This window comes from Rhizobium sp. PAMB 3182, assembly GCF_052908355.1.
The window spans coordinates 493,170-514,852 of the sequence record NZ_CM128607.1 but is presented as its reverse complement, the minus strand read 5'-3'; the positions used below and the strand labels follow the sequence as shown (position 1 = coordinate 514,852).

Genomic DNA, 21,683 nt, shown 5'->3' with positions numbered 1-21,683 from the left:
CCTGTCCCCTTTATTATCTGTTTTGGATCGATCCTGTCGTTTTACGGACCGATGATTTTCAGAATTATGTCATTCCAGCCCGACGGGCCGGGTTTTGTCGTTCTCAGAATACGTCCGTTCGTCTCTCCCGCGAGCCGCGGAAGGGGCGCATGCGCCGGATTGGCGACGATGACGCCGGTGTCGGCCGCCTCGATCATCGCCACGTCGTTGGCGGCATCGCCAAGCGCGATCGTCCTGACCGCGCCGCCGCTTTGCCCGGCGTACCAGTCGGCGAGTTCGCGCATGCGCTCGGCCTTCGATGTGTTTGGCATGATGGTGAAAAACCGCCCGCCCTGTACCGCCATCAGTCCCTCGTCCTTCAGCAGCGCCTGGAAAGCCGCCTTCTGCTCCTCCGTTCCGGACCAGAGTCCGGGCTCGGAGAAGCGGCGCTCTTTGGCGAGCTTCGCACTTTCGACGGGAAGGCCGGTCCTGTCGCTGACGGTTTCGGCGTCCCAGTCACCGAAACTCGCAAACAGGCCTTTGAGTTCCGCCGGCAATGCGGCGAGCACGCTGCGGATCTTCGTATATGTGTCGGTCGCGTCCTGCGCGGTGCCGGCAGGATGGCGGGCGATGCCGGCACCGTTCTCGACGATCAGCGGATGGTCGATACCGATCGCCTCGGCGATCGGCAGCATTTCGGCCTCGGTCTTGCTGGAGGCGAGAATCAGCGGAATGCCTTTGTCACGAAGTCGTTCGAGCGCGGGCCTGGCCGCGTCGAAGGAATAGGTCTCATGGTCCAGCAGTGTTCCGTCGAGATCGGAGAAGACGAGAATCATCCTTTGGAGGATAGCAAAAACTGCCTCGTGGCATAGAGCGCGATTGCCGCAGCGTTCGAAACATTGAGCGACTTGATCTCGCCGGGCATGTCCAGCCGGGCCAGCGCACTCACCGTTTCGCGCGTCTTCTGCCTGAGCCCCTTGCCCTCGGAGCCGAGAACCAGGGCGATCCTGTCGCCGGAAAACGTCCCTTCGATGGCCGCCGGTCCTTCCGAATCAAGGCCGATCGAGAAGAAGCCGAGCTTGTGCAGTTCGCCGAGCGCATCTGCCAGATTGGTGACCTGGATATAGGGGATCATTTCCAGCGCACCGGACGCCGATTTGGCGAGCACGCCCGATTCGGTCGGCGAATGGCGCTGGGTGGTGATCACCGCGCCGGCGGCAAATGCCACGGCCGACCGCATGATGGCGCCGACATTGTGCGGATCGGTCACCTGGTCGAGCACCAGAATGAGCGGGCTTTCCTTCAAAGCTTCCAGCTTGCGCACCGGCAGCGGCCGCGTCTCCAGCATTACACCCTGGTGGATGGCATCGGGCCCAAGCATCTTGTCGATGTCCGACGGCTGGACGATCTCGACCGGGCAGCGAAGTGCGCCCGGGTCATCGATCTCGAGACGGGCAAGCGCATTCTGTGTGACGGACAGCTTGATCAGCGTGCGGGCCGGATTTTCCAGCGCGGCGCGCACGGTGTGCAGGCCGTAGAGAAACACCTGGTCGGGCTGCAGGGTAGGGGGAGACCACTGCGCTGCGGCCGCCTGGCGGCGATCCTTCGGCGATGGGGTCGGGATTTCGCCACGCTCGCGTTTCGCGTCGCGATGCTGGCGGCGCAGGCTGGCGTAATGGCTGTCCTTGGCGGACCGGTCGTCATTTCTATCTTTGCTCATGCCGCCTTATAGCGGTGCCCGGGGGCGGCGTGAAGATGCGGATCGATCGTTATTGTCCGGTGTTGGCTTCGGACATGAAGCCCTGCAGCAGGACTTCCAGCCGCAGGCCTATGTCGCGCTCAAGGATATCCGACTGGACCGCCGAGCCGCTGCCGCCCATCACCAGCTGGCGCAGGTGCGACATGGCGAAGGTCCCGCCAACCAGGACATCGGCAAGTGTTTCGGCATCGCAGACACGTGTCAGCAAGCCCTTGTCCTGGAAATGGCCGATGAACTCGGCAATCTCCCGACGGCCGCGTTCGACGCAGATCGTGAAGAAGAGCTGCGAGACTTCCGGATGGTTCTTCGATTCGGACACGACCAAGCGGGTGAGCGAGAGCTGAGCGTTCGACAGCACATAGGAGGCAAATTTGGTGAGGCCGCGCTGAAGGGTCTTTCGAAGGTCATCTCGCCCGGTGTCGGTCGGCATCTCCAGCCGCGGTGGCATTTCCTGCGCCTCCACCAGCGCTTCGAATAGCCCGGCCTTGTCGCTGAAGAACTGGTAGAGCGTCTTCTTCGACATGCCGCTGCTGCGGGCGATCTCCTCCATCGTCGCCTGTCCGTAGCCCGCTGTCATGAAGGTCTTTTCCGCCGCCGCCAATATGCGCGACCGCCGTTCTTCGCTCGTCAGCACCGGCGGACGCCCGACACCAGGCCCTTTTTTTCCGATTTCCGCGCTCATTTCGGTCCTTCTCCCAGAATCTGCTTGACAAATAAGAAACGATATCGTTTCCAAATGCAATCGAAAGATTTTGAATACGCCATCGTTTCCAAATTTTGGAAGAGAGATTTTTATGTCCGACAAGAATCATATCGCAATCGCCGTATGCCTGGGGGCGCTCACCGCCTTTGGCCCACTTGCAATCGACATGTATGTGGCAGCCATTCCCACCATCGCCCGCAGCCTCGCGGTCGGGGAGGGTGAAATCCAGATGAGCGTCATGAGCTTTTTTGCAGGCTTCACGCTCGGCCAGCTCTTCTGGGGTCCGGTGTCGGATCGCTATGGCCGCAAGGCCACGTCGCTATCGGCCCTGGCCGTCTTCGCACTTGCCTCCCTTGGTTGCGCGCTTGCCGTCTCCTCCGGCCAGCTGATGGCTTTTCGGTTCCTCGAAGGCATTGCCGGCTCGGTCGGAATGGTGGTCGCCATGTCGGTGGCGCGGGATATGTTTTCCGGCGTCGAGGCTGTGCGCATGATGGGCATGATCTCGCTCGTCAGCGGGCTTGCGCCGATCATCGCGCCGATGGCCGGCAGCCTCGTGCTGCGATTGAGCTATTGGGAAATGATTTTCGTCATTCTTGCCGTGCTCGCGGCGGCGGCGGCATTGCTGATCGCTGTGGTGTTGCCGGAGACGCGCAAGCCGGAAGACCGCACCAGCGCGCATCCGCTGGCGGTCCTGCGCAATTACCGGATCATTCTCCTGCAGAGAAACTTTTTCGGCTATGCCGTGCCCTTCGCCTTTCTGCAGGGCGGTTTCTTCGCCTATATCGCCGGTGCGGCCAGCGTCTTCGTCAGCGTCTACGGCATGACCCCGCTGCATTTCTCGTTCCTCTTCGCCGCCAATGCGGTCGGTCTCGCGATCGGCGTTCAGGTCAACTCAAGGCTGGTCGCCAGCACCTCTCCGCGATTCATGGTCAAGCTGGCGGCGGCCCTGAACCTCGCCTGCGCGCTCGCCCTGGTCGTTCTGCAACTGGCCGGGCTCGCCGATCTGATCGTCGTCAGCGTGCTGATGTTCGTGTTTGTCTTCAGCATGGGGGCGATCATGCCGAACAGCAATGTCTTGGCGATGGAAGAGCAGGGGGCCAATCCCGGCGCTGCGGCAGCGCTCATCGGGGCGATGGGGTTTGGCGGCGGCGCTCTCTCGGGTGCTGTTCTCGGCCTGCTTGCCGATGGCTCCGCCATGCCGCTGTTCGTCGTCATGGCCGTCTGCGCTGCCGCCGGCCTGATCGGCGCGCTCACGCTTTTCCCCAGGCAGCGCCCGGCCGCGCCCGTTCAGGTGGCCTCCGTCGGCAACCTTCATTGAAGGGCTGGCCGGCATGGATGGCGTCGGCATCGGCCGCCCGTCATGCATGCCGGCCGTCGCCTGTGGGCTCCGATCAGAAAATGAAACTTTTCTGATCGGACCGTGTTGACAGACGCGAAACGGGCGGTCATATACCCGGCGCAGATTGCGGGGCAGCAAAAACCCCGTAAGCTTCAAAAGCTTGGTCGCTTGATCCGGACTGATACTGGAGGGATGCCCGAGTGGTTAAAGGGGACGGACTGTAAATCCGTTGGCTTAGCCTACGTTGGTTCAAATCCAACTCCCTCCACCATCAGGACCGTCAAATGATCGATCGCCGCGGGTATAGCTCAATGGTAGAGCAGCAGCCTTCCAAGCTGAATACGCGGGTTCGATTCCCGCTACCCGCTCCATATTCAGCCTAACCTTGAAGCGTTGGTTTAATTAGTCGCGGCAAGGGATTGTTTTTGCCTTTCTATGGCAATTCGCCGTCATGTGACTTTCACGCCGCGCCCCGTTTCCGGAACAATATTCCGCTGCAAATTCCATTTCGTGGGACGGCCCCGCAATTTGGTCTTGCGCAAAGCGTGCGAAAGCCTTAAACGGCGGCACTAATCCGGCTGGCCGGCAACTACCATCTGACGTTCACAGGAAGAAATCAAATGGCAAAGAGCAAGTTTGAGCGCAATAAGCCTCACGTAAACATTGGCACGATTGGTCACGTTGACCACGGCAAGACGTCGCTGACGGCAGCGATCACGAAGTTCTTCGGCGAGTTCAAGGCGTACGACCAGATCGACGCTGCTCCGGAAGAAAAGGCTCGTGGCATCACCATCTCGACGGCGCACGTCGAGTATGAGACGGCCAACCGTCACTATGCGCACGTCGACTGCCCCGGCCACGCCGACTATGTCAAGAACATGATCACCGGTGCTGCCCAGATGGACGGCGCGATCCTGGTTTGCTCGGCTGCCGACGGCCCGATGCCGCAGACCCGCGAGCACATCCTGCTCGCCCGTCAGGTTGGCGTTCCGGCGATCGTCGTGTTCCTCAACAAGGTCGACCAGGTCGACGACGAAGAGCTCCTCGAGCTCGTCGAGCTGGAAGTTCGCGAACTTCTGTCGTCCTACGACTTCCCGGGCGACGACATTCCGATCGTCAAGGGTTCGGCTCTGGCCGCTCTGGAAGATTCGGACAAGAAGATCGGCGAAGACGCGATCCGCGCCCTGATGGCCGCTGTCGACGACTACATCCCGACGCCTGAGCGTCCGATCGACCAGCCGTTCCTGATGCCGATCGAAGACGTGTTCTCGATCTCGGGCCGTGGTACGGTTGTGACCGGCCGCGTCGAGCGTGGCGTTGTCAAGGTTGGCGAAGAAATCGAAATCGTTGGCATCAAGCCGACGACGAAGACGACCTGCACCGGCGTTGAAATGTTCCGCAAGCTGCTCGACCAGGGCCAGGCCGGCGACAACATCGGCGCGCTGCTTCGCGGTGTCGACCGTAACGGCGTCGAGCGTGGCCAGATCCTGTGCAAGCCGGGTTCTGTCAAGCCGCACCGCAAGTTCAAGGCCGAAGCCTACATCCTGACGAAGGAAGAAGGCGGTCGTCATACGCCGTTCTTCACGAACTACCGTCCGCAGTTCTACTTCCGCACGACGGACGTTACGGGCATCGTGACGCTTCCGGAAGGCACGGAAATGGTCATGCCTGGCGACAACGTCACCGTTGACGTCGAGCTGATCGTTCCGATCGCGATGGAAGAAAAGCTGCGCTTCGCTATCCGCGAAGGCGGCCGCACCGTCGGCGCCGGCATCGTCGCTTCGATCGTCGAGTAATTCCGGTTCCCGCAAGGGAATAAGGAAAAAGCCCCGCTGGCAACGGCGGGGCTTTTTTCATGTTGGGCGGGGTACCCGGCGACAGAGCGGGATGCGCTCCGGTTCATATGCTGCTTGCGTTTTCCAGCGTTAGCTGTCTTCAGTCGCCGGTAATCTGGATCGGAAGAGGGGATCGCCATGCCGTCAACGGACATTCTCATCGCCTTCTTTCTGACGACGCTTGCATTCGCCTATCTGCCGGGACCGGCCATGCTGTACGCAGCGGCGCAAACTGTTGCCCGCGGGCGGTTTGCCGGCCTCATGGCGGCTCTCGGTATCCACATCGGCGGCTACGTGCATGTCGTTGCGTCTGCCGCGGGCCTGTCCATTCTGTTCCACGCCGTTCCGCCTCTCTATGTCGCCGTCAAGCTCGCCGGTGCCCTCTATCTTGTCTGGCTTGGCGTCTGCTTCCTCCGGTCGAAGTCGGGTGCAGGCCCGGACGCTGTGGAAATGCCCCTCAAGACGGGACGGCAGGCATTCATGCAGAGCGTCGCGATCGAGGTGTTGAACCCGAAGACGGCACTGTTCTTCCTGGCCTTCCTGCCGCAATTCGTCGATGTCTCGGCGTCACTCCCTGTCTGGATTCAGCTGGCGATCCTCGGCACCATCGTGAACGTCATCTTCTCGTCGGCTGATGTCGTGTGCGTGGCAATCGCTGGCGTCCTGGTAGCCCGACTTCGCAGAAGTGGGCGCGTTCAGCTGATGGCGCGCCGCGCCGGCGGTGCAATGCTGGTGGGCCTCGGAGTGCACTTGGCTCTGCAGAAGGCATGACGACGAGACACCTGATCGCTGACTATTTGGCCTTGCCGTTGCCGGTCGAACCGCTAAATAGCTACCGAACGCATGAGGGAGGTCATTCATGAAAAAGCGCATTCTGTTCACCGGCGGTTCGGGCAAGGCGGGTCGGCATGTCGTGCCGTGGCTGATCGAGGCCGGATATGAGGTGCACAATATCGATCTCGTGCCGCTGGATTGCCCGGGCGTGACCAATCTCGTTGTCGACATCGCGGATTCGGGACAGGTCTTCAACGCGCTCTCCATGCACCGCGATTTCCCCGATCTCGAATCCGGCAAGGGCGTGCAGCCCTTCGACGCCGTAGTGCATTTTGCCGCCATCCCGCGCATCCTCATCAAGCCGGACAACGAGACCTTCCGCGTCAACGTGATGGGCACTTATAATGTCATCGAGGCAGCCGTGAAGCTCGGCGTGCGCAAGGTGATCGTCGCCTCCAGCGAGACCACCTACGGCATCTGCTTTGCCGAAGGGGAGCGCGAACCGCACTATCTGCCGCTGGATGAAGAATACGACGTTGATCCGATGGACAGCTACGGGCTCTCCAAGGTGGTCAACGAGAAGACGGCCCGCGCTTTCGCCGAACGCACCGGCGCCGATATCTATGCGCTCAGAATCGGCAATGTGATCGAGCCGAACGAGTACGACCGCTTCCCGGGCTTCGTAGAGAAGCCGGAGACCCGCATCCGCAACGCCTGGTGCTATATCGACGCGCGCGATCTCGCCCAGATCGTCGATCTCTGCATCAAGAAGGACGGCCTCGGCTTCCAGGTCTTCAACGCCACGAACGACACCGTGACGGCCGACATGACGACGCAGGAGCTGGCTGCCAAATTCTTCCCGAACACGCCCTTCAAGCGGGAGATGGGCTCAGACGAGGCGGTGATTTCCAACCGCAAGATCCGCGAGGTGCTGGGCTTCAAGGAGCAGCACAACTGGCGTAAGTATGTCGGCGGCTGATGCAGCCTGGCGACGGTCCGGAATTTTTCCAACCGCAATCGCGGGATAGGCAAGATCTCGCGATTGATCCTTTGTTAACCTTGCCGCAACGTCGATGGGCGAACCTTGTAGTGGTTCGGCTCATCGTCCCTGAGTGGACGCCGCTCTTCGTTTTTCGAAAAATGATGACGTGTCGATGTTTGCCCTTTGCCGGAATAGTCTTGTCCTGTGCCTGATGCTGGCGGCCTTGTCGCCGGCGAGCGCGTCCGCGATGGACGGAAGCCGCATCATCTGGGCGGCGACGAAGACGGCGGAGAATTCCTACAAGTTCCGGACGGGCATCCGTTGGCCGCTCCGCTTCCAGCCTGCAACCGGCGCGGAGATGCAGGTCAAGGCAGGCAGGGGTGGGGACATTCAGGCCGTTCCCGTGGCGCTCTGGGCAAATATCAGCATTTGCGACGTCCACAATGCCGTCGAGGATCACGACCTTCAGCTGCAGGCGCGCCTCAATGGGGACGATGCCGGCGAATCATTCGTCCAAGACGCGTCGTTGCGCTACTATGATTCGAATTCCTGGATCGCCACGCCCGAAGTGACCCTGACGAGCGTGCGGGCGCTGACGGCCCGGCTCGATACGACCGGCAGCAATGCGCTCGTAGCGAGTCAGTCGTTCGGCGTCGCAATGCCTGACCTCCGGCTGAAAACCGTCGCCTCGCTCGCTGCCAATCTGCCGTCACAAAGCTGCGCCGCAAGTCTGAAGCTCGAAAGCCGCCTGACGGCGCACTGGACGTTTACCGCGGCATTGACCGACCTGCAGCGCCTGGCGCAGAGCACCAAGGACGAGCCGGACATGCGCATGCGGTTGTCGTATAGCCGTAGATGGTAGCGCCGGAATATTTCGCACTGCGGTCGGCTTAACTTCGCATTCCTTGTTGTAATGGGCAAACTCCTTATCAAGGAAGGCAACGTAATGGATTATGCACCCAGAAATGGTCGTTGACTTTAATACGGGCCAGATCAGATGTTCGATTAGGTAAATTTTCTCCATGGAATTCTATAAATGTCGCGGCTCATTCTGCAGCACTACACCGGCGTGCCGGGAGAGCTGGAACTATTGTCTATGGAGAACATCCGGAGCTTCGCGCGCAGGGAGGGGGCCGACTATCTCTTTCTTGACGGCAACGTATTCGCAGAGGGACTGTCCGCCCCCATGCAGAAGCTTGCCATGCTTGACCAGAGATTCGACGCTTATGATGTCGTGGTCATGCTCGACATGGACATGTTCGTTCGCAAGGACCTGCAGGAGAGCCTGTTCGACCAGCCTGGCATCGGTGTCTCGGGATACTCGCAGAGGCGCCTGAAATGGCGACACCTGCGCAAGTTCAGTGGACTTGTTCATTGGCGCTATCCCTACTGGAACGGTTCGTTGTGGAAGCTTGACCGCTGGCACAGGCAGACCTTCAGGGCAAAGCTCGGCATGGTCGATCTGCAGAAATATTCGGGGGGAGAGTTGGAGGACGAGGGTGTCATGCATCAGCTGGCGCGTCACAACCGCTTTCACGGCGGCATCCTGCCGGGGGGAGAGCGGTGGGCGATGTCAAGCTGGTGGCCCAACCTGGAAGACGGGGCGATGTATCACATCCGGCCGCGTGTCAGCAAAAAGGGGCCGGTCCGCCCAAAGCTCGACAATTTGCGGAGAATTGTCGATATGGGGCTCATCGAAATCTGATCGCGGATGTTGTCCGAAGCTGCCCTTTACTCGCCGAATGCGGCCATCAAAAAATGTCGAACAAAAAGCGCAAACGTGCTTGTCATCCTCGGTCAACTTGAATATGAACCGCCCACGGTCTTGCTCGGGTGACAAATTGTCTTCCGGTTCGGGCTGAAGGGGTATAGCTCAGTTGGTAGAGCGGCGGTCTCCAAAACCGCAGGTCGGGGGTTCGAGCCCCTCTGCCCCTGCCATTTTATAGGTCCTGGCGCGGCAGCGCGACTTGGCTGACGATCTGGCACTTTCGTTAAACGCTCGAAATGCTCTTGTTAATTGAGGGCAGAGTGTTTATGTAGGCAAAAACAGACACGCGGCGCGTGGGGCTGGCAGGGCTGGCTTTACGCGTCGTTAACGCGTGAGCAGTCAATGGCATCCAAAGCAAATCCATTCACATTTCTGCGGCAGGTTCGTTCCGAGACGCAGAAAGTTACTTGGCCTTCGCGCCGCGAGACGATGATCTCGACGGTGATGGTCCTGGTCATGGTGGTCTTGGCCGCATTGTTTTTCTTCGCCTCGGACCAGCTGATCAGCTGGATACTCGGCCTTGTGCTGAATGTTGGTAACTAAGTCGGACGGAGAGGCAGTCATGGCAGCGCGCTGGTATATCGTCCACGCATATTCGAATTTCGAGAAGAAAGTCGCCGAGGATATCGAGAACAAGGCCCGCCAGAAGGGTCTCGATCATCTCTTCGAAAAGATTCTCGTGCCGACCGAAAAGGTCGTCGAGGTGCGCCGCGGCCGCAAGGTCGATTCGGAACGCAAGTTTTTCCCGGGTTACGTGCTGGTGCGCGCCAACCTGACCGATGAGGCCTATCACCTCATCAAGAATACCCCGAAGGTGACGGGCTTCCTCGGTTCCGACTCCAAGCCGGTTCCGATCCCGGATTATGAAGCCGACCGCATTCTCGGTCAGGTCCAGGAGGGCGTCGAGCGCCCGAAGTCGTCCGTGTCCTTCGAGATCGGCGAGCAGGTGCGCGTCTCCGACGGTCCGTTCGCCTCGTTCAACGGCGTTGTGCAGGATGTCGACGAGGAGCGTTCGCGCCTCAAGGTGGAAGTCTCCATCTTCGGTCGCGCGACCCCGGTCGAGCTGGAATACGGTCAGGTCGAAAAGGTCTGATCGCGGCGGGCTTGCCCGCCAATCCGCGTGGAAGGTGAGGGTGCTCTAAGCCGGCATCCATTGATCCGCACCACGCAACCGCAGCCGCCAGTCCGGTATCGGATCTGGCATCGAAGGGCCCGGGAAACCGGCCCGTATTTGGAAAGGCAGAGAAATGGCTAAGAAAGTTGCAGGCCAGCTCAAGCTGCAGGTCTCGGCAGGTTCGGCAAACCCGTCCCCGCCGATCGGCCCCGCACTTGGTCAGCGTGGCATCAATATCATGGAATTCTGCAAGGCGTTCAACGCCGCCACGCAGGAAATGGAAAAGGGTATGCCGATCCCGGTCGTCATCACCTATTACCAGGACAAGTCTTTCACCTTCATCATGAAGCAGCCGCCGGTCTCCTACTTCCTCAAGAAGGAAGCGAAGATCAAGAGCGGTTCGAAGACCCCGGGCAAGGCTTCGGCCGGCTCGATCTCGAAGGACCAGGTTCGTTCGATCGCAGAGGCCAAGATGAAGGACCTCAACGCGGCCGATATCGAAGGTGCAATGGCAATGGTCGAGGGCTCCGCCCGCGCCATGGGCCTGCAGGTTGTGGGCTGATATCATGGCGAAGATTGCAAAGCGTATTCAGAAGACCCGTGAAGGTGTCGATCCGACGAAGCTCTACGGCCTGAGCGATGCCATCGCCATGGTCAAGGAGCGTGCAACGGCGAAGTTCGATGAAACCATCGAAGTCGCGATGAACCTCGGCGTCGACCCGCGCCACGCTGACCAGATGGTCCGCGGCGTGGTCAACCTGCCGAACGGCACCGGCCGTACGGTTCGCGTCGCCGTGTTCGCACGTGGCGCCAAGGCTGACGAAGCCAAGGCTGCCGGCGCCGATATCGTCGGTGCGGAAGACCTCGTTGAAATCGTCCAGGGCGGCAAGATCGATTTCGATCGCTGCATCGCGACCCCGGACATGATGCCGCTCGTCGGCCGTCTCGGTAAGGTTCTCGGCCCGCGTGGCATGATGCCGAACCCGAAGGTTGGCACCGTCACCATGGACGTGAAGTCTGCTGTCGAAGCCTCGAAGGGCGGCGCAGTCGAGTTCCGCGTCGAAAAGGCCGGTATCATCCAGGCAGGCGTTGGCAAGGCTTCCTTCGACGCCAAGGCTCTTGAAGAAAACATCCGCGCCTTCGCTGATGCCGTCATCAAGGCCAAGCCGGCAGGCGCCAAGGGCAACTACGTCAAGCGCGTTGCCCTGTCCTCGACCATGGGTCCGGGCGTCAAGATTGAAGTTGGCACGCTTCTCGCGTCTGCCTGATTGATATTTGCGCGGCTCTGCTTTATAGAGCCGCACTTCTAAAGAATTTCCGGTCCGTTCGCGGGCCGGAATATCCGGGGCAACCCGGACTCCTGTCCGAGATTGCAGGTGGTTATACCTTAATCACTTTGCCTGCATGAGACGGGTGAGACCGTACTTCACTGTTGCGGTTCGAACCTAGTGTGCCTTGTGCCTGCCAGCCTGACGGTTGGGAGCGCGAGGGGGCAGGATCCTCAAGCGTCGCTCGGGATCCTTTTGAACGGATCCCTTGAGGCAAAGGCAAACCCGGCAGGCTCTCGAGTATTTGAGGCCTGCCAACTGGAGATAGGCAGTGGAAAAAGCGGAAAAACGCGAATTCGTTGCGGAACTGAACGAAGTCTTCAAGGCTTCCGGCTCGGTTGTCGTAGCCCACTATGCCGGTATCACGGTCGCGCAGATGAACGACTTCCGTTCGAAGATGCGCGCAGCCGGCGGTACCGTCAAGGTCGCGAAAAACCGTCTGGCCAAAATTGCCCTTCAGGGTACGGAGTCGGAAGAGATGTCCAATCTCTTCACCGGACAGACGCTGATTGCTTACAGCGTCGACCCGATCACGGCTCCTAAGGTCGTCATGGATTTCGCCAAGGGCAACGACAAGCTCGTCGTCCTCGGTGGCGCCATGGGTGCAACGTCTCTCGACGCAGAAGGTGTGAAGTCGCTCGCGACCCTGCCTTCGCTGGACGAGCTGCGTGCGAAGCTGGTGGGTATGATCCAGACCCCGGCTACCCGCATTGCAGGCGTTGTACAGGCACCGGCAGCTCAGCTCGCCCGCGTGTTCTCGGCTTACGCCTCGAAGGACGAAGCCGCTTAAGGCGGTTTTTTGCTGTAATCAAACAAACCAGTTCGAACCGAACAAAGGAACTTTAAAATGGCTGATCTCGCAAAGATCGTAGAAGACCTCTCCTCTCTGACCGTTCTCGAAGCGGCTGAGCTGTCCAAGATGCTCGAAGAAAAGTGGGGCGTTTCTGCCGCTGCTCCGGTTGCTGTTGCTGCCGCTGCTGGTGGTGGTGCTGCCGCTGTTGTTGAAGAAGAAAAGACCGAATTTGACGTGATCCTCGTCGATGCCGGCGCCAACAAGATCAACGTCATCAAGGAAGTCCGCGCCATCACCGGCCTCGGCCTCAAGGAAGCCAAGGACCTCGTCGAAGGCGCTCCGAAGGCTGTCAAGGAAGCTGTTTCCAAGGGTGAAGCTGCTGACCTCAAGAAGAAGCTGGAAGACGCCGGCGCTAAGGTCGAAGTCAAGTAATCTTCGGATTGCTTCGGGAAGCGGCCTCGCGCCGCTTCCCTTTTACGCTATTGAAATCCATTACCCAAAAGCCGGGTGAAATCGGCTTTTGGGTAATGGGCTCTTCAAGAGCATAGTAGCGCACTGAAGGGCATGGCAATCCGGCCATGCGGAGTTCAGGAGCGCTACGAGATTGGATTGACCCATGTCGACGGAGCCGCCTGGCCAGCGGTGATCCGTTCGTTGCAGGCCCGGATGCAAAAAGATTGAAGGAGCGACGATGGCTCAGACCCTTTCGTTTAACGGTCGTAGGCGCGTACGCAAGTTTTTTGGTAAAATCCCCGAAGTAGCAGAGATGCCGAACCTCATCGAGGTTCAGAAGGCGTCTTATGATCAGTTCCTCATGGTCGACGAGCCCAAGGGCGGCCGTCCTGACGAGGGTCTGCAGTCCGTTTTCAAGTCCGTTTTCCCGATCACCGATTTTTCCGGTGCGTCGATGCTGGAATTCGTGTCCTACGAATTCGAACAGCCGAAGTTCGACGTTGACGAGTGCCGTCAGCGCGACCTGACCTATGCGGCACCGCTCAAGGTGACGCTGCGTCTCATCGTGTTCGATATTGACGAGGATACCGGCGCCAAGTCGATCAAGGACATCAAGGAACAGTCCGTCTACATGGGCGACATGCCGCTCATGACCAACAACGGTACGTTCATCGTCAACGGTACCGAACGCGTCATCGTTTCCCAGATGCACCGTTCGCCGGGCGTGTTCTTCGACCACGACAAGGGCAAGAGCCATTCCTCGGGCAAGCTGCTGTTTGCTGCCCGCGTCATCCCGTATCGCGGCTCCTGGCTCGACATCGAGTTTGATGCCAAGGACGTTGTCTTCGCTCGTATCGACCGTCGCCGCAAGCTGCCGGTAACGTCGCTGCTGATGGCGCTCGGCATGGACGGCGAAGAAATCCTGTCGACCTTCTACACCAAGGACATCTTCGAGCGTGACGGCGACGGCTGGCGCGTTCCCTTCCAGCCGGATGCGCTGAAGGGCTCCAAGGCCATTTCCGAGATGATCGACGCCGACACCGGCGAAGTGGTCGTCGAGGCCGGCAAGAAGCTGACCCCGCGCCTGCTGAAGCAGTTGAAGGACAAGGGCCTGAAGGCTCTCAAGGCCACTGACGAGGATCTCTACGGTTCCTATCTCGCCGAAGACATCGTCGACATGGAAAGCGGTGCGATCTACCTCGAAGCCGGTGACGAGATCGACGAGAAGACCCTTCCGATCATTCTCGACGCAGGCTTCAGCGAAATCCCGGTTCTCGGCATCGACCACATCAATGTCGGCGCCTACATCCGCAACACGCTGGCCGCCGACAAGAACGAGAACCGTCAGGACGCTCTGTTCGACATCTACCGCGTCATGCGTCCGGGTGAGCCGCCGACCATGGAATCGGCCGAGGCCATGTTCCAGTCGCTGTTCTTCGACTCCGAGCGTTACGACCTGTCCGCTGTCGGCCGCGTCAAGATGAACATGCGTCTCGACCTCGACGCTCCGGACACCATGCGCGTCCTGCGCAAGGAAGACATCCTGGCCGTGGTCAAGATGCTGGTCGACCTGCGCGACGGCAAGGGTGAAATCGACGACATCGACAACCTCGGCAACCGCCGTGTCCGTTCGGTCGGCGAGCTGATGGAGAACCAGTACCGTCTGGGTCTCCTGCGCATGGAGCGTGCGATCAAGGAACGCATGTCGTCGATCGAGATCGACACCGTCATGCCGCAGGACCTGATCAACGCCAAGCCGGCAGCCGCCGCCGTCCGCGAATTCTTCGGCTCTTCGCAGCTGTCGCAGTTCATGGACCAGGTGAACCCGCTTTCGGAAATCACCCACAAGCGCCGTCTTTCGGCACTTGGCCCGGGTGGTCTGACCCGCGAGCGCGCCGGCTTCGAAGTCCGCGACGTTCACCCGACCCACTACGGCCGTATCTGCCCGATCGAAACGCCGGAAGGCCCGAACATCGGTCTGATCAACTCGCTGGCAACCTTCGCCCGCGTCAACAAGTACGGCTTCATCGAAAGCCCGTACCGCAAGATCGTTGACGGCAAGGTGACGAGCGACGTGATCTACCTTTCCGCCATGGAAGAGGCCAAGTATTACGTCGCCCAGGCGAACGCCGTCCTGGACGAGGACAACTCGTTCTCGGAAGAGTTCGTCGTCTGCCGTCACGCCGGTGACGTTATGCTCGCTCCGCGCGACACCATCAACCTGATGGACGTCTCGCCGAAGCAGCTCGTCTCGGTTGCAGCCGCGCTCATTCCGTTCCTGGAAAACGACGACGCCAACCGCGCTCTCATGGGCTCGAACATGCAGCGTCAGGCCGTTCCGCTTCTGCGGGCCGAAGCACCGTTCGTCGGCACCGGCATGGAGCCGATCGTCGCACGCGACTCCGGTGCTGCCATCGGCGCGCGCCGCGGCGGCGTGGTCGACCAGGTCGACGCGACGCGTATCGTTATCCGCGCCACCGAGGACCTCGACCCGTCGAAGTCCGGCGTTGATATCTATCGTCTGCAGAAGTTCCAGCGTTCCAACCAGAACACCTGCGTCAACCAGCGTCCGCTGGTTTCCGTCGGCGACGTTCTGAACAAGGGCGACATCATTGCCGACGGTCCGTCGACGGACCTCGGCGACCTGGCGCTCGGCCGCAACGCGCTCGTCGCGTTCATGCCGTGGAACGGCTACAACTACGAAGACTCGATCCTGATGTCGGAACGCATCGTCGCTGACGACGTGTTCACCTCCATCCACATCGAAGAATTCGAAGTGATGGCCCGCGACACCAAGCTTGGACCGGAAGAAATCACCCGCGACATTCCGAACGTTTCGGAAGAGGCTCTGAAGAACCTCGACGAAGCCGGCATCGTCTATATCGGCGCCGATGTTCAGCCGGGCGACATTCTGGTCGGCAAGATCACGCCGAAGGGCGAAAGCCCGATGACGCCGGAAGAAAAGCTTCTGCGCGCCATCTTCGGTGAAAAGGCGTCCGACGTTCGCGACACCTCCATGCGCATGCCTCCGGGCACCTTCGGCACCATCGTCGAAGTTCGCGTTTTCAACCGCCACGGCGTTGAAAAGGACGAACGCGCCATGGCGATCGAACGCGAAGAGATCGAACGTCTGGCCAAGGACCGCGACGACGAACAGGCGATCCTCGACCGTAACGTCTACGGCCGTCTGATCGACATGCTTCGTGGTCAGGTCTCGATTGCCGGACCGAAGGGCTTCAAGAAGGGCGTCGAGCTTTCGAATGCCGTCGTCTCCGAATATCCCCGCTCGCAGTGGTGGATGTTCGCCGTCGAGGACGAAAAGGTCCAGGGCGAGATCGAAGCACTTCGCGGCCAGTACGACGAATCCAAGTCGCGCCTTGAACAGCGCTTCATGGACAAGGTCGAAAAGGTCCAGCGCGGCGACGAAATGCCTCCGGGCGTCATGAAGATGGTCAAGGTCTTCGTCGCTGTGAAGCGCAAGATCCAGCCGGGCGACAAGATGGCCGGCCGTCACGGCAACAAGGGCGTGGTTTCGCGCATCCTGCCGATCGAGGACATGCCGTTCCTCGAAGACGGCACGCATGTCGACATCTGCTTGAACCCGCTGGGCGTGCCGTCGCGCATGAATGTCGGCCAGATCCTCGAAACCCACCTTGCCTGGGCTTGCGCCGGCATGGGTAAGAAGATCGGCCAGCTGCTTGATGACTATCGCAAGACGATGGACATCACCGATCTGAAGAACGAACTGACGACGGTCTACGCCAGTGACGCCAAGGACGAAGTTTCGTCCTTCGACGACGACGCGCTGGTCAAGCTTGCCGAGCAGTCCCGGAAGGGCGTCTCGATCGCCACGCCGGTCTTCGACGGTGCGCATGAGCCGGATATTGCCAGCATGCTGGAGCGTGCCGGTCTCAATACCTCGGGTCAGTCGGTTCTCTACGATGGCCGTACGGGTGAGCCCTTCGACCGCAAGGTGACTGTCGGCTATATGTACATGATCAAGCTGAACCACCTTGTCGACGACAAGATCCACGCCCGTTCGATCGGTCCGTACTCGCTCGTTACCCAGCAGCCGCTGGGCGGCAAGGCGCAGTTCGGCGGTCAGCGCTTCGGGGAAATGGAAGTCTGGGCACTGGAAGCGTATGGCGCCGCCTACACGCTGCAGGAAATGCTCACCGTCAAGTCGGACGACGTGGCGGGCCGTACGAAGGTCTATGAGGCCATCGTGCGCGGCGACGATACGTTCGAAGCGGGCATTCCGGAATCGTTCAACGTTCTGGTCAAGGAAATGCGGTCTCTGGGTCTCAGCGTCGAGCTCGAGAACTCCAAGATCGGCGAAGGCCAGGACGGAACCGATCAGCTGCCGGACGCGGCCGAATAATCAAACGTTGGATGTGCGCGGGTTTTCCGGCGCACATCTTCCCCCTTGCCGGTGCTCGTCGCCGGGAGAGGGGAGGCCGCCGCGCTCACACGCGGCGTGACGTTGTTTCGAGGCGCCGGACCGGCACCCGGGAAAGCCGGATCCGCCGCGCCAAATAGAGGGCCCAGAGCCCTAGAAGGAGATAGGCATGAACCATGAGGTCATGAATCTTTTCAACCCGCAGGTGCCTGCACAGCACTTCGACCAGATCCGGATCTCCATTGCGAGCCCCGAGAAGATCCTGTCGTGGTCGTACGGCGAGATCAAGAAGCCGGAAACCATCAACTACCGTACGTTCAAGCCGGAACGTGACGGCCTCTTCTGCGCGCGCATCTTTGGCCCGATCAAGGACTACGAGTGCCTGTGCGGCAAGTACAAGCGTATGAAGTACAAGGGCATCATCTGCGAAAAGTGCGGCGTCGAAGTCACGCTGTCGCGCGTTCGCCGCGAGCGCATGGGCCACATCGAGCTCGCTGCGCCCGTCGCCCACATCTGGTTCCTGAAGTCCCTGCCGTCGCGCATCTCGACCCTGCTCGACATGACGCTGAAGGATGTCGAGCGCGTTCTCTACTTCGAGAACTACATCGTCACCGAGCCGGGCCTCACCGCGCTGAAGGAAAACCAGCTTCTTTCCGAAGAAGAATACATGCTGGCCGTCGATGAATATGGTGAAGACCAGTTCACGGCGATGATCGGCGCCGAAGCCATCTACGAAATGCTCGCCAGCATGAATCTGGAGAAGATCGCCGGCGAACTGCGTTCGGATCTGGCCGACACGACGTCCGACCTGAAGCAGAAGAAGCTGATGAAGCGTCTGAAGATCGTCGAGAACTTCATCGAATCCGGCAACCGTCCGGAATGGATGATCATGAAGGTCGTTCCGGTGATCCCGCCGGACCTGCGCCCGCTCGTCCCGCTCGACGGCGGCCGTTTCGCGACGTCCGACCTCAACGATCTGTACCGCCGCGTCATCAACCGTAACAACCGTCTGAAGCGCCTGATCGAACTGCGCGCACCGGGCATCATCATCCGCAACGAAAAGCGCATGCTGCAGGAATCTGTCGATGCGCTGTTCGACAACGGCCGCCGCGGCCGCGTCATCACCGGCGCCAACAAGCGTCCGCTGAAGTCGCTGTCCGACATGCTCAAGGGCAAGCAGGGCCGCTTCCGTCAGAACCTGCTCGGCAAGCGCGTCGACTATTCCGGCCGTTCGGTCATCGTGACCGGTCCGGAACTGAAGCTGCACCAGTGCGGACTGCCGAAGAAGATGGCGCTCGAACTGTTCAAGCCGTTCATCTACGCCCGCCTCGACGCCAAGGGTTACTCCTCGACCGTCAAGCAGGCCAAGAAGCTGGTTGAAAAGGAACGTCCGGAAGTCTGGGATATCCTCGACGAGGTCATCCGCGAGCATCCGGTTCTCCTGAACCGTGCGCCGACGCTGCACCGCCTGGGCATCCAGGCCTTCGAACCGACCCTGGTCGAAGGCAAGGCCATCCAGCTGCATCCGCTCGTCTGCACCGCCTTCAACGCCGACTTCGACGGCGACCAGATGGCCGTTCACGTGCCGCTGTCGCTCGAAGCCCAGCTTGAAGCCCGCGTGCTGATGATGTCGACGAACAACATCCTGCACCCGGCCAACGGTCAGCCGATCATCGTGCCGTCGCAGGACATGGTTCTTGGCCTCTACTACCTGTCGATCATGAACCAGAACGAGCCGGGCGAAGGCATGGTGTTCTCCGACATGGGCGAACTGCACCATGCGCTGGAAACCAAGGCCGTGACCCTGCACGCCAAGATCCGCGGCCGCTTCAAGACGGTCGACGAGGACGGCAAGCCGGTTTCGAAGATCTATGAAACGACCCCGGGCCGCATGATCATCGGCGAGCTCCTGCCGCGCAATTCGAACATCCCGTTCGACATCTGCAACCAGGAAATGACCAAGAAGAACATCTCCAAGATGATCGACACGGTCTACCGCCATTGCGGCCAGAAGGACACGGTCATTTTCTGCGACCGCATCATGCAGCTCGGCTTCACGAATGCCTGCAAGGCGGGCATCTCGTTCGGCAAGGACGACATGATCATTCCGGAAACCAAGGCGAAGATCGTCGGTGACACCGAAACCCTGGTCAAGGAATACGAGCAGCAGTACAACGACGGCCTGATCACTCAGGGCGAAAAGTACAACAAGGTCGTTGACGCCTGGGGCAAGGCCACCGAAAAGGTCGCCGAGGACATGATGGCCCGCATTAAGGCCGTCGAGTTCGACGACAACGGTCGCCAGAAGCCGATGAACGCCATCTACATGATGTCGCACTCGGGGGCCCGTGGTTCACCGAACCAGATGCGTCAGCTGGGCGGTATGCGCGGCCTCATGGCCAAGCCGTCGGGCGAAATCATCGAGACGCCGATCATCTCGAACTTCAAGGAAGGCCTGACCGTGAACGAGTACTTCAACTCGACGCACGGTGCCCGTAAGGGTCTGGCCGACACCGCTCTGAAGACCGCGAACTCCGGTTACCTGACCCGTCGTCTCGTCGACGTGGCCCAGGACTGCATCGTCATTCACAACGATTGCGGTACCGACACCGGTCTGACCATGACGGCAATCGTCGACGCCGGTCAGGTCGTGGCTTCGCTTGGAGCGCGTATCCTTGGCCGTACGGCACTGGATGACATCGACAACCCGGTCACCGGCGAGCGTATCGTCGACGCCGGCCGCATGATCCTCGAAGCCGACGTCGTCGAAATCGAGAAGGCCGGCATCCAGTCCGTCCGCATTCGCTCGGCACTGACCTGCGAAATCCAGACGGGCGTGTGCCAGGTCTGCTACGGTCGCGACCTTGCACGCGGTACGCCGGTCAACATCGGCGAAGCCGTTGGCGTCATCGCCGCTCAGTCGATCGGCGAGCCGGGCACGCAGCTCACCATGCGCACGTTCCACCTTGGTGGCACGGCAACCGTGGTCGACCAGTCGTTCCTGGAAGCCTCGTACGAAGGTACGGTGCAGATCAAGAACCGCAACATGCTGCGCAATTCCGAAGGCAACCTGATTGCCATGGGCCGCAGCATGGCCGTCACCATCCTCGATGAACGCGGCGTTGAGCGTTCCTCGCAGCGTGTGGCCTATGGTTCGAAGATCTTCGTTGATGATGGCGACAAGGTGAAGCGCGGTCAGCGTCTCGCCGAGTGGGACCCCTACACCCGTCCGATGATGACGGAAGTGACGGGTACCGTTCACTTCGAAGACGTTGTCGACGGCATCTCCGCCCTCGAAGCGACCGACGAGTCGACCGGCATCACCAAGCGTCAGATCATCGACTGGCGTTCGACCCCGCGCGGGACGGACCTCAAGCCGGCCATGGTCATCAAGGATGCTTCCGGCAACATCATCAAGCTGCCGCGTGGCGGTGAAGCCCGCCTGATGCTCTCGGTGGATGCGATCCTTTCGGTCGAACCCGGCCAGAAGGTTTCCCAGGGCGACGTGCTTGCACGTATCCCGATGGAAAGCGCCAAGACCAAGGACATCACCGGTGGTCTGCCGCGCGTCGCCGAACTGTTCGAAGCACGTCGTCCGAAGGATCACGCCGTCATCGCCGAGATCGACGGTACGGTTCGCTTCGGCCGCGACTACAAGAACAAGCGTCGCATCGTCATCGAGCCGGCGGAAGATGGTGTCGAGCCCGTCGAGTATCTCATCCCGAAGGGCAAGCCCTTCCACTTGCAGGATGGTGACTACATCGAAAAGGGTGACTACATCCTCGACGGCAACCCGGCACCGCACGACATTCTGGCGATCAAGGGCGTGGAGGCTCTGGCTTCCTACCTGGTCAACGAAATCCAGGAAGTCTATCGACTGCAGGGCGTTGTCATCAACGACAAGCACATCGAAGTGATTGTCCGTCAGATGCTCCAGAAGGTCGAGATCACCGATGCCGGCGACAGCCAGTACATCGTCGGTGACAATGTCGACCGCATCGAGCTCGACGACCTCAACGATGCGCTGATCGAAGAAGGCAAGAAGCCGGCTTCGGGCGATCCTGTTCTGCTCGGCATCACCAAGGCTTCGCTGCAGACGCCGTCGTTCTTCTCCGCGGCTTCGTTCCAGGAGACGACGAAGGTTCTGACCGAAGCGGCGATCGCCGGCAAGACCGACACGCTGCAGGGCCTGAAGGAAAACATCATCGTGGGTCGTCTGATCCCGGCTGGTACGGGTCGCACCATGACCCAGATCCGTCGGATCGCAACGTCGCGCGACGATCTGATCCTCGAGGAACGCCGCAAGTCGACCGGCGCGGATTCGGCAACGCCGATGCTCCGCGACATGGCCGCAAGCGATCCGACCCCGGCCGCCGAATAAGGCATCAGCCGAACCTGAAAACAAGAAAGCCGCCGGTTTCGACCGGCGGCTTTTTCCGTTCTGGCGATGGTCGGGA

17 protein-coding genes and 3 tRNA genes are annotated in these 21,683 nt (G+C 60.3%); 17 read left to right on the top strand and 3 right to left on the bottom strand.

Translation table 11 applies throughout. The features are described 5' to 3' along the window. Positions 1-41: 41 nt before the first annotated feature. Genes ACU5AZ_RS02645 through ACU5AZ_RS02635 form a run of 3 tightly spaced genes read right to left on the bottom strand, consistent with a single transcriptional unit; the run spans position 42 to position 2,420 of the window. Positions 42-815 (bottom strand): HAD-IIB family hydrolase, encoded by a 774-nt coding sequence (locus ACU5AZ_RS02645; protein WP_446824502.1) that lies wholly within the window; start codon positions 813-815, stop codon positions 42-44. Next, the gene (locus ACU5AZ_RS02640) at positions 812-1,699 is read right to left on the bottom strand and encodes a TrmH family RNA methyltransferase (RefSeq protein WP_446824501.1); all 888 of its coding nucleotides are present in this window, start codon (positions 1,697-1,699) and stop codon (positions 812-814) included. Before ACU5AZ_RS02640 ends, ACU5AZ_RS02645 begins: the two co-directional genes overlap by 4 nt. A 49-nt stretch (positions 1,700-1,748) precedes the next feature. Next, positions 1,749-2,420: a TetR/AcrR family transcriptional regulator gene (locus ACU5AZ_RS02635; protein ID WP_446824500.1), complete on the bottom strand. Its 672-nt coding sequence runs from the start codon at positions 2,418-2,420 to the stop codon at positions 1,749-1,751. A 112-nt stretch (positions 2,421-2,532) separates the two neighbouring features. Between ACU5AZ_RS02635 and ACU5AZ_RS02630 the strand changes: the two genes are divergently transcribed. From ACU5AZ_RS02630 to rpoC, 17 genes are all read left to right on the top strand, one after another. After that, a complete protein-coding gene (locus ACU5AZ_RS02630) occupies positions 2,533-3,759 on the top strand; it encodes a multidrug effflux MFS transporter (protein WP_446824499.1) in 1,227 nt (408 codons plus the stop codon). A 207-nt stretch (positions 3,760-3,966) separates the two neighbouring features. Then, a tRNA-Tyr gene (locus ACU5AZ_RS02625) sits at positions 3,967-4,051 on the top strand. Positions 4,052-4,077: 26 nt separating this feature from the next. Continuing rightward, positions 4,078-4,151: transfer RNA gene (locus tag ACU5AZ_RS02620), tRNA-Gly, on the top strand. 249 nt (positions 4,152-4,400) lie between these two features. Further along, positions 4,401-5,576 carry an elongation factor Tu gene (gene tuf, locus ACU5AZ_RS02615; protein WP_446824488.1) on the top strand — a complete coding sequence of 392 codons (1,176 nt, stop codon included), beginning with the start codon at positions 4,401-4,403 and terminating at the stop codon, positions 5,574-5,576. Between the two features lie 177 nt (positions 5,577-5,753). Further along, a complete protein-coding gene (locus ACU5AZ_RS02610; protein WP_446824498.1) occupies positions 5,754-6,386 on the top strand; it encodes a LysE family translocator in 633 nt (210 codons plus the stop codon). Between the two features lie 88 nt (positions 6,387-6,474). Continuing rightward, on the top strand, positions 6,475-7,368 hold the full coding sequence (locus ACU5AZ_RS02605) for an NAD-dependent epimerase/dehydratase family protein (RefSeq protein ID WP_446824497.1): 894 nt from the start codon (positions 6,475-6,477) through the stop codon (positions 7,366-7,368). A 169-nt stretch (positions 7,369-7,537) separates the two neighbouring features. After that, positions 7,538-8,233 carry a hypothetical protein gene (locus ACU5AZ_RS02600; protein WP_446824496.1) on the top strand — a complete coding sequence of 232 codons (696 nt, stop codon included), beginning with the start codon at positions 7,538-7,540 and terminating at the stop codon, positions 8,231-8,233. A gap of 174 nt (positions 8,234-8,407) precedes the next feature. After that, the gene (locus tag ACU5AZ_RS02595; protein ID WP_446824495.1) at positions 8,408-9,076 is read left to right on the top strand and encodes a hypothetical protein; all 669 of its coding nucleotides are present in this window, start codon (positions 8,408-8,410) and stop codon (positions 9,074-9,076) included. Positions 9,077-9,233: 157 nt separating this feature from the next. Next, positions 9,234-9,309: transfer RNA gene (locus ACU5AZ_RS02590), tRNA-Trp, on the top strand. Positions 9,310-9,481: 172 nt separating this feature from the next. Then, positions 9,482-9,682 (top strand): preprotein translocase subunit SecE, encoded by a 201-nt coding sequence (gene secE / locus ACU5AZ_RS02585; RefSeq protein ID WP_446824494.1) that lies wholly within the window; start codon positions 9,482-9,484, stop codon positions 9,680-9,682. A gap of 19 nt (positions 9,683-9,701) precedes the next feature. Beyond that, positions 9,702-10,232, top strand: a complete 531-nt coding sequence (nusG, locus tag ACU5AZ_RS02580) for a transcription termination/antitermination protein NusG (protein ID WP_261930363.1) — start codon at positions 9,702-9,704, stop codon at positions 10,230-10,232. A gap of 154 nt (positions 10,233-10,386) precedes the next feature. Continuing rightward, positions 10,387-10,815, top strand: coding sequence for a 50S ribosomal protein L11 (rplK, locus tag ACU5AZ_RS02575; RefSeq protein WP_261930362.1), 429 nt, complete (start codon positions 10,387-10,389; stop codon positions 10,813-10,815). Positions 10,816-10,819: 4 nt separating this feature from the next. After that, a complete protein-coding gene (gene rplA / locus ACU5AZ_RS02570; RefSeq protein WP_446824493.1) occupies positions 10,820-11,521 on the top strand; it encodes a 50S ribosomal protein L1 in 702 nt (233 codons plus the stop codon). A gap of 331 nt (positions 11,522-11,852) precedes the next feature. Then, on the top strand, positions 11,853-12,371 hold the full coding sequence (rplJ, locus tag ACU5AZ_RS02565; RefSeq protein ID WP_261930360.1) for a 50S ribosomal protein L10: 519 nt from the start codon (positions 11,853-11,855) through the stop codon (positions 12,369-12,371). A gap of 57 nt (positions 12,372-12,428) precedes the next feature. Then, positions 12,429-12,806, top strand: coding sequence for a 50S ribosomal protein L7/L12 (rplL, locus tag ACU5AZ_RS02560; protein ID WP_446824492.1), 378 nt, complete (start codon positions 12,429-12,431; stop codon positions 12,804-12,806). A 259-nt stretch (positions 12,807-13,065) separates the two neighbouring features. Continuing rightward, a complete protein-coding gene (rpoB, locus tag ACU5AZ_RS02555) occupies positions 13,066-17,208 on the top strand; it encodes a DNA-directed RNA polymerase subunit beta (RefSeq protein ID WP_446824491.1) in 4,143 nt (1,380 codons plus the stop codon). Between the two features lie 187 nt (positions 17,209-17,395). Next, entirely contained in the window at positions 17,396-21,607 is a 4,212-nt protein-coding gene (gene rpoC / locus ACU5AZ_RS02550) for a DNA-directed RNA polymerase subunit beta' (RefSeq protein WP_446824490.1), read from the top strand. The last annotated feature ends 76 nt before the right edge of the window (positions 21,608-21,683 follow it).

Excerpts from the sequence above, each read along its gene's own strand:
- secE (WP_446824494.1), top strand. The coding sequence starts at position 9,482 with ATGGCATCCAAAGCAAATCCATTCACATTTCTGCGGCAGGTTCGTTCC.
- ACU5AZ_RS02610 (WP_446824498.1), top strand. The coding sequence starts at position 5,754 with ATGCCGTCAACGGACATTCTCATCGCCTTCTTTCTGACGACGCTTGCA.
- tuf (WP_446824488.1), top strand. The coding sequence starts at position 4,401 with ATGGCAAAGAGCAAGTTTGAGCGCAATAAGCCTCACGTAAACATTGGC.
- ACU5AZ_RS02635 (WP_446824500.1), bottom strand. The coding sequence starts at position 2,420 with ATGAGCGCGGAAATCGGAAAAAAAGGGCCTGGTGTCGGGCGTCCGCCG.
- rplK (WP_261930362.1), top strand. The coding sequence starts at position 10,387 with ATGGCTAAGAAAGTTGCAGGCCAGCTCAAGCTGCAGGTCTCGGCAGGT.
- rplA (WP_446824493.1), top strand. The coding sequence starts at position 10,820 with ATGGCGAAGATTGCAAAGCGTATTCAGAAGACCCGTGAAGGTGTCGAT.
- nusG (WP_261930363.1), top strand. The coding sequence starts at position 9,702 with ATGGCAGCGCGCTGGTATATCGTCCACGCATATTCGAATTTCGAGAAG.
- rplL (WP_446824492.1), top strand. The coding sequence starts at position 12,429 with ATGGCTGATCTCGCAAAGATCGTAGAAGACCTCTCCTCTCTGACCGTT.
- ACU5AZ_RS02605 (WP_446824497.1), top strand. The coding sequence starts at position 6,475 with ATGAAAAAGCGCATTCTGTTCACCGGCGGTTCGGGCAAGGCGGGTCGG.
- ACU5AZ_RS02630 (WP_446824499.1), top strand. The coding sequence starts at position 2,533 with ATGTCCGACAAGAATCATATCGCAATCGCCGTATGCCTGGGGGCGCTC.
- ACU5AZ_RS02640 (WP_446824501.1), bottom strand. The coding sequence starts at position 1,699 with ATGAGCAAAGATAGAAATGACGACCGGTCCGCCAAGGACAGCCATTAC.
- rpoB (WP_446824491.1), top strand. The coding sequence starts at position 13,066 with ATGGCTCAGACCCTTTCGTTTAACGGTCGTAGGCGCGTACGCAAGTTT.
- ACU5AZ_RS02595 (WP_446824495.1), top strand. The coding sequence starts at position 8,408 with ATGTCGCGGCTCATTCTGCAGCACTACACCGGCGTGCCGGGAGAGCTG.
- ACU5AZ_RS02645 (WP_446824502.1), bottom strand. The coding sequence starts at position 815 with ATGATTCTCGTCTTCTCCGATCTCGACGGAACACTGCTGGACCATGAG.
- rpoC (WP_446824490.1), top strand. The coding sequence starts at position 17,396 with ATGAACCATGAGGTCATGAATCTTTTCAACCCGCAGGTGCCTGCACAG.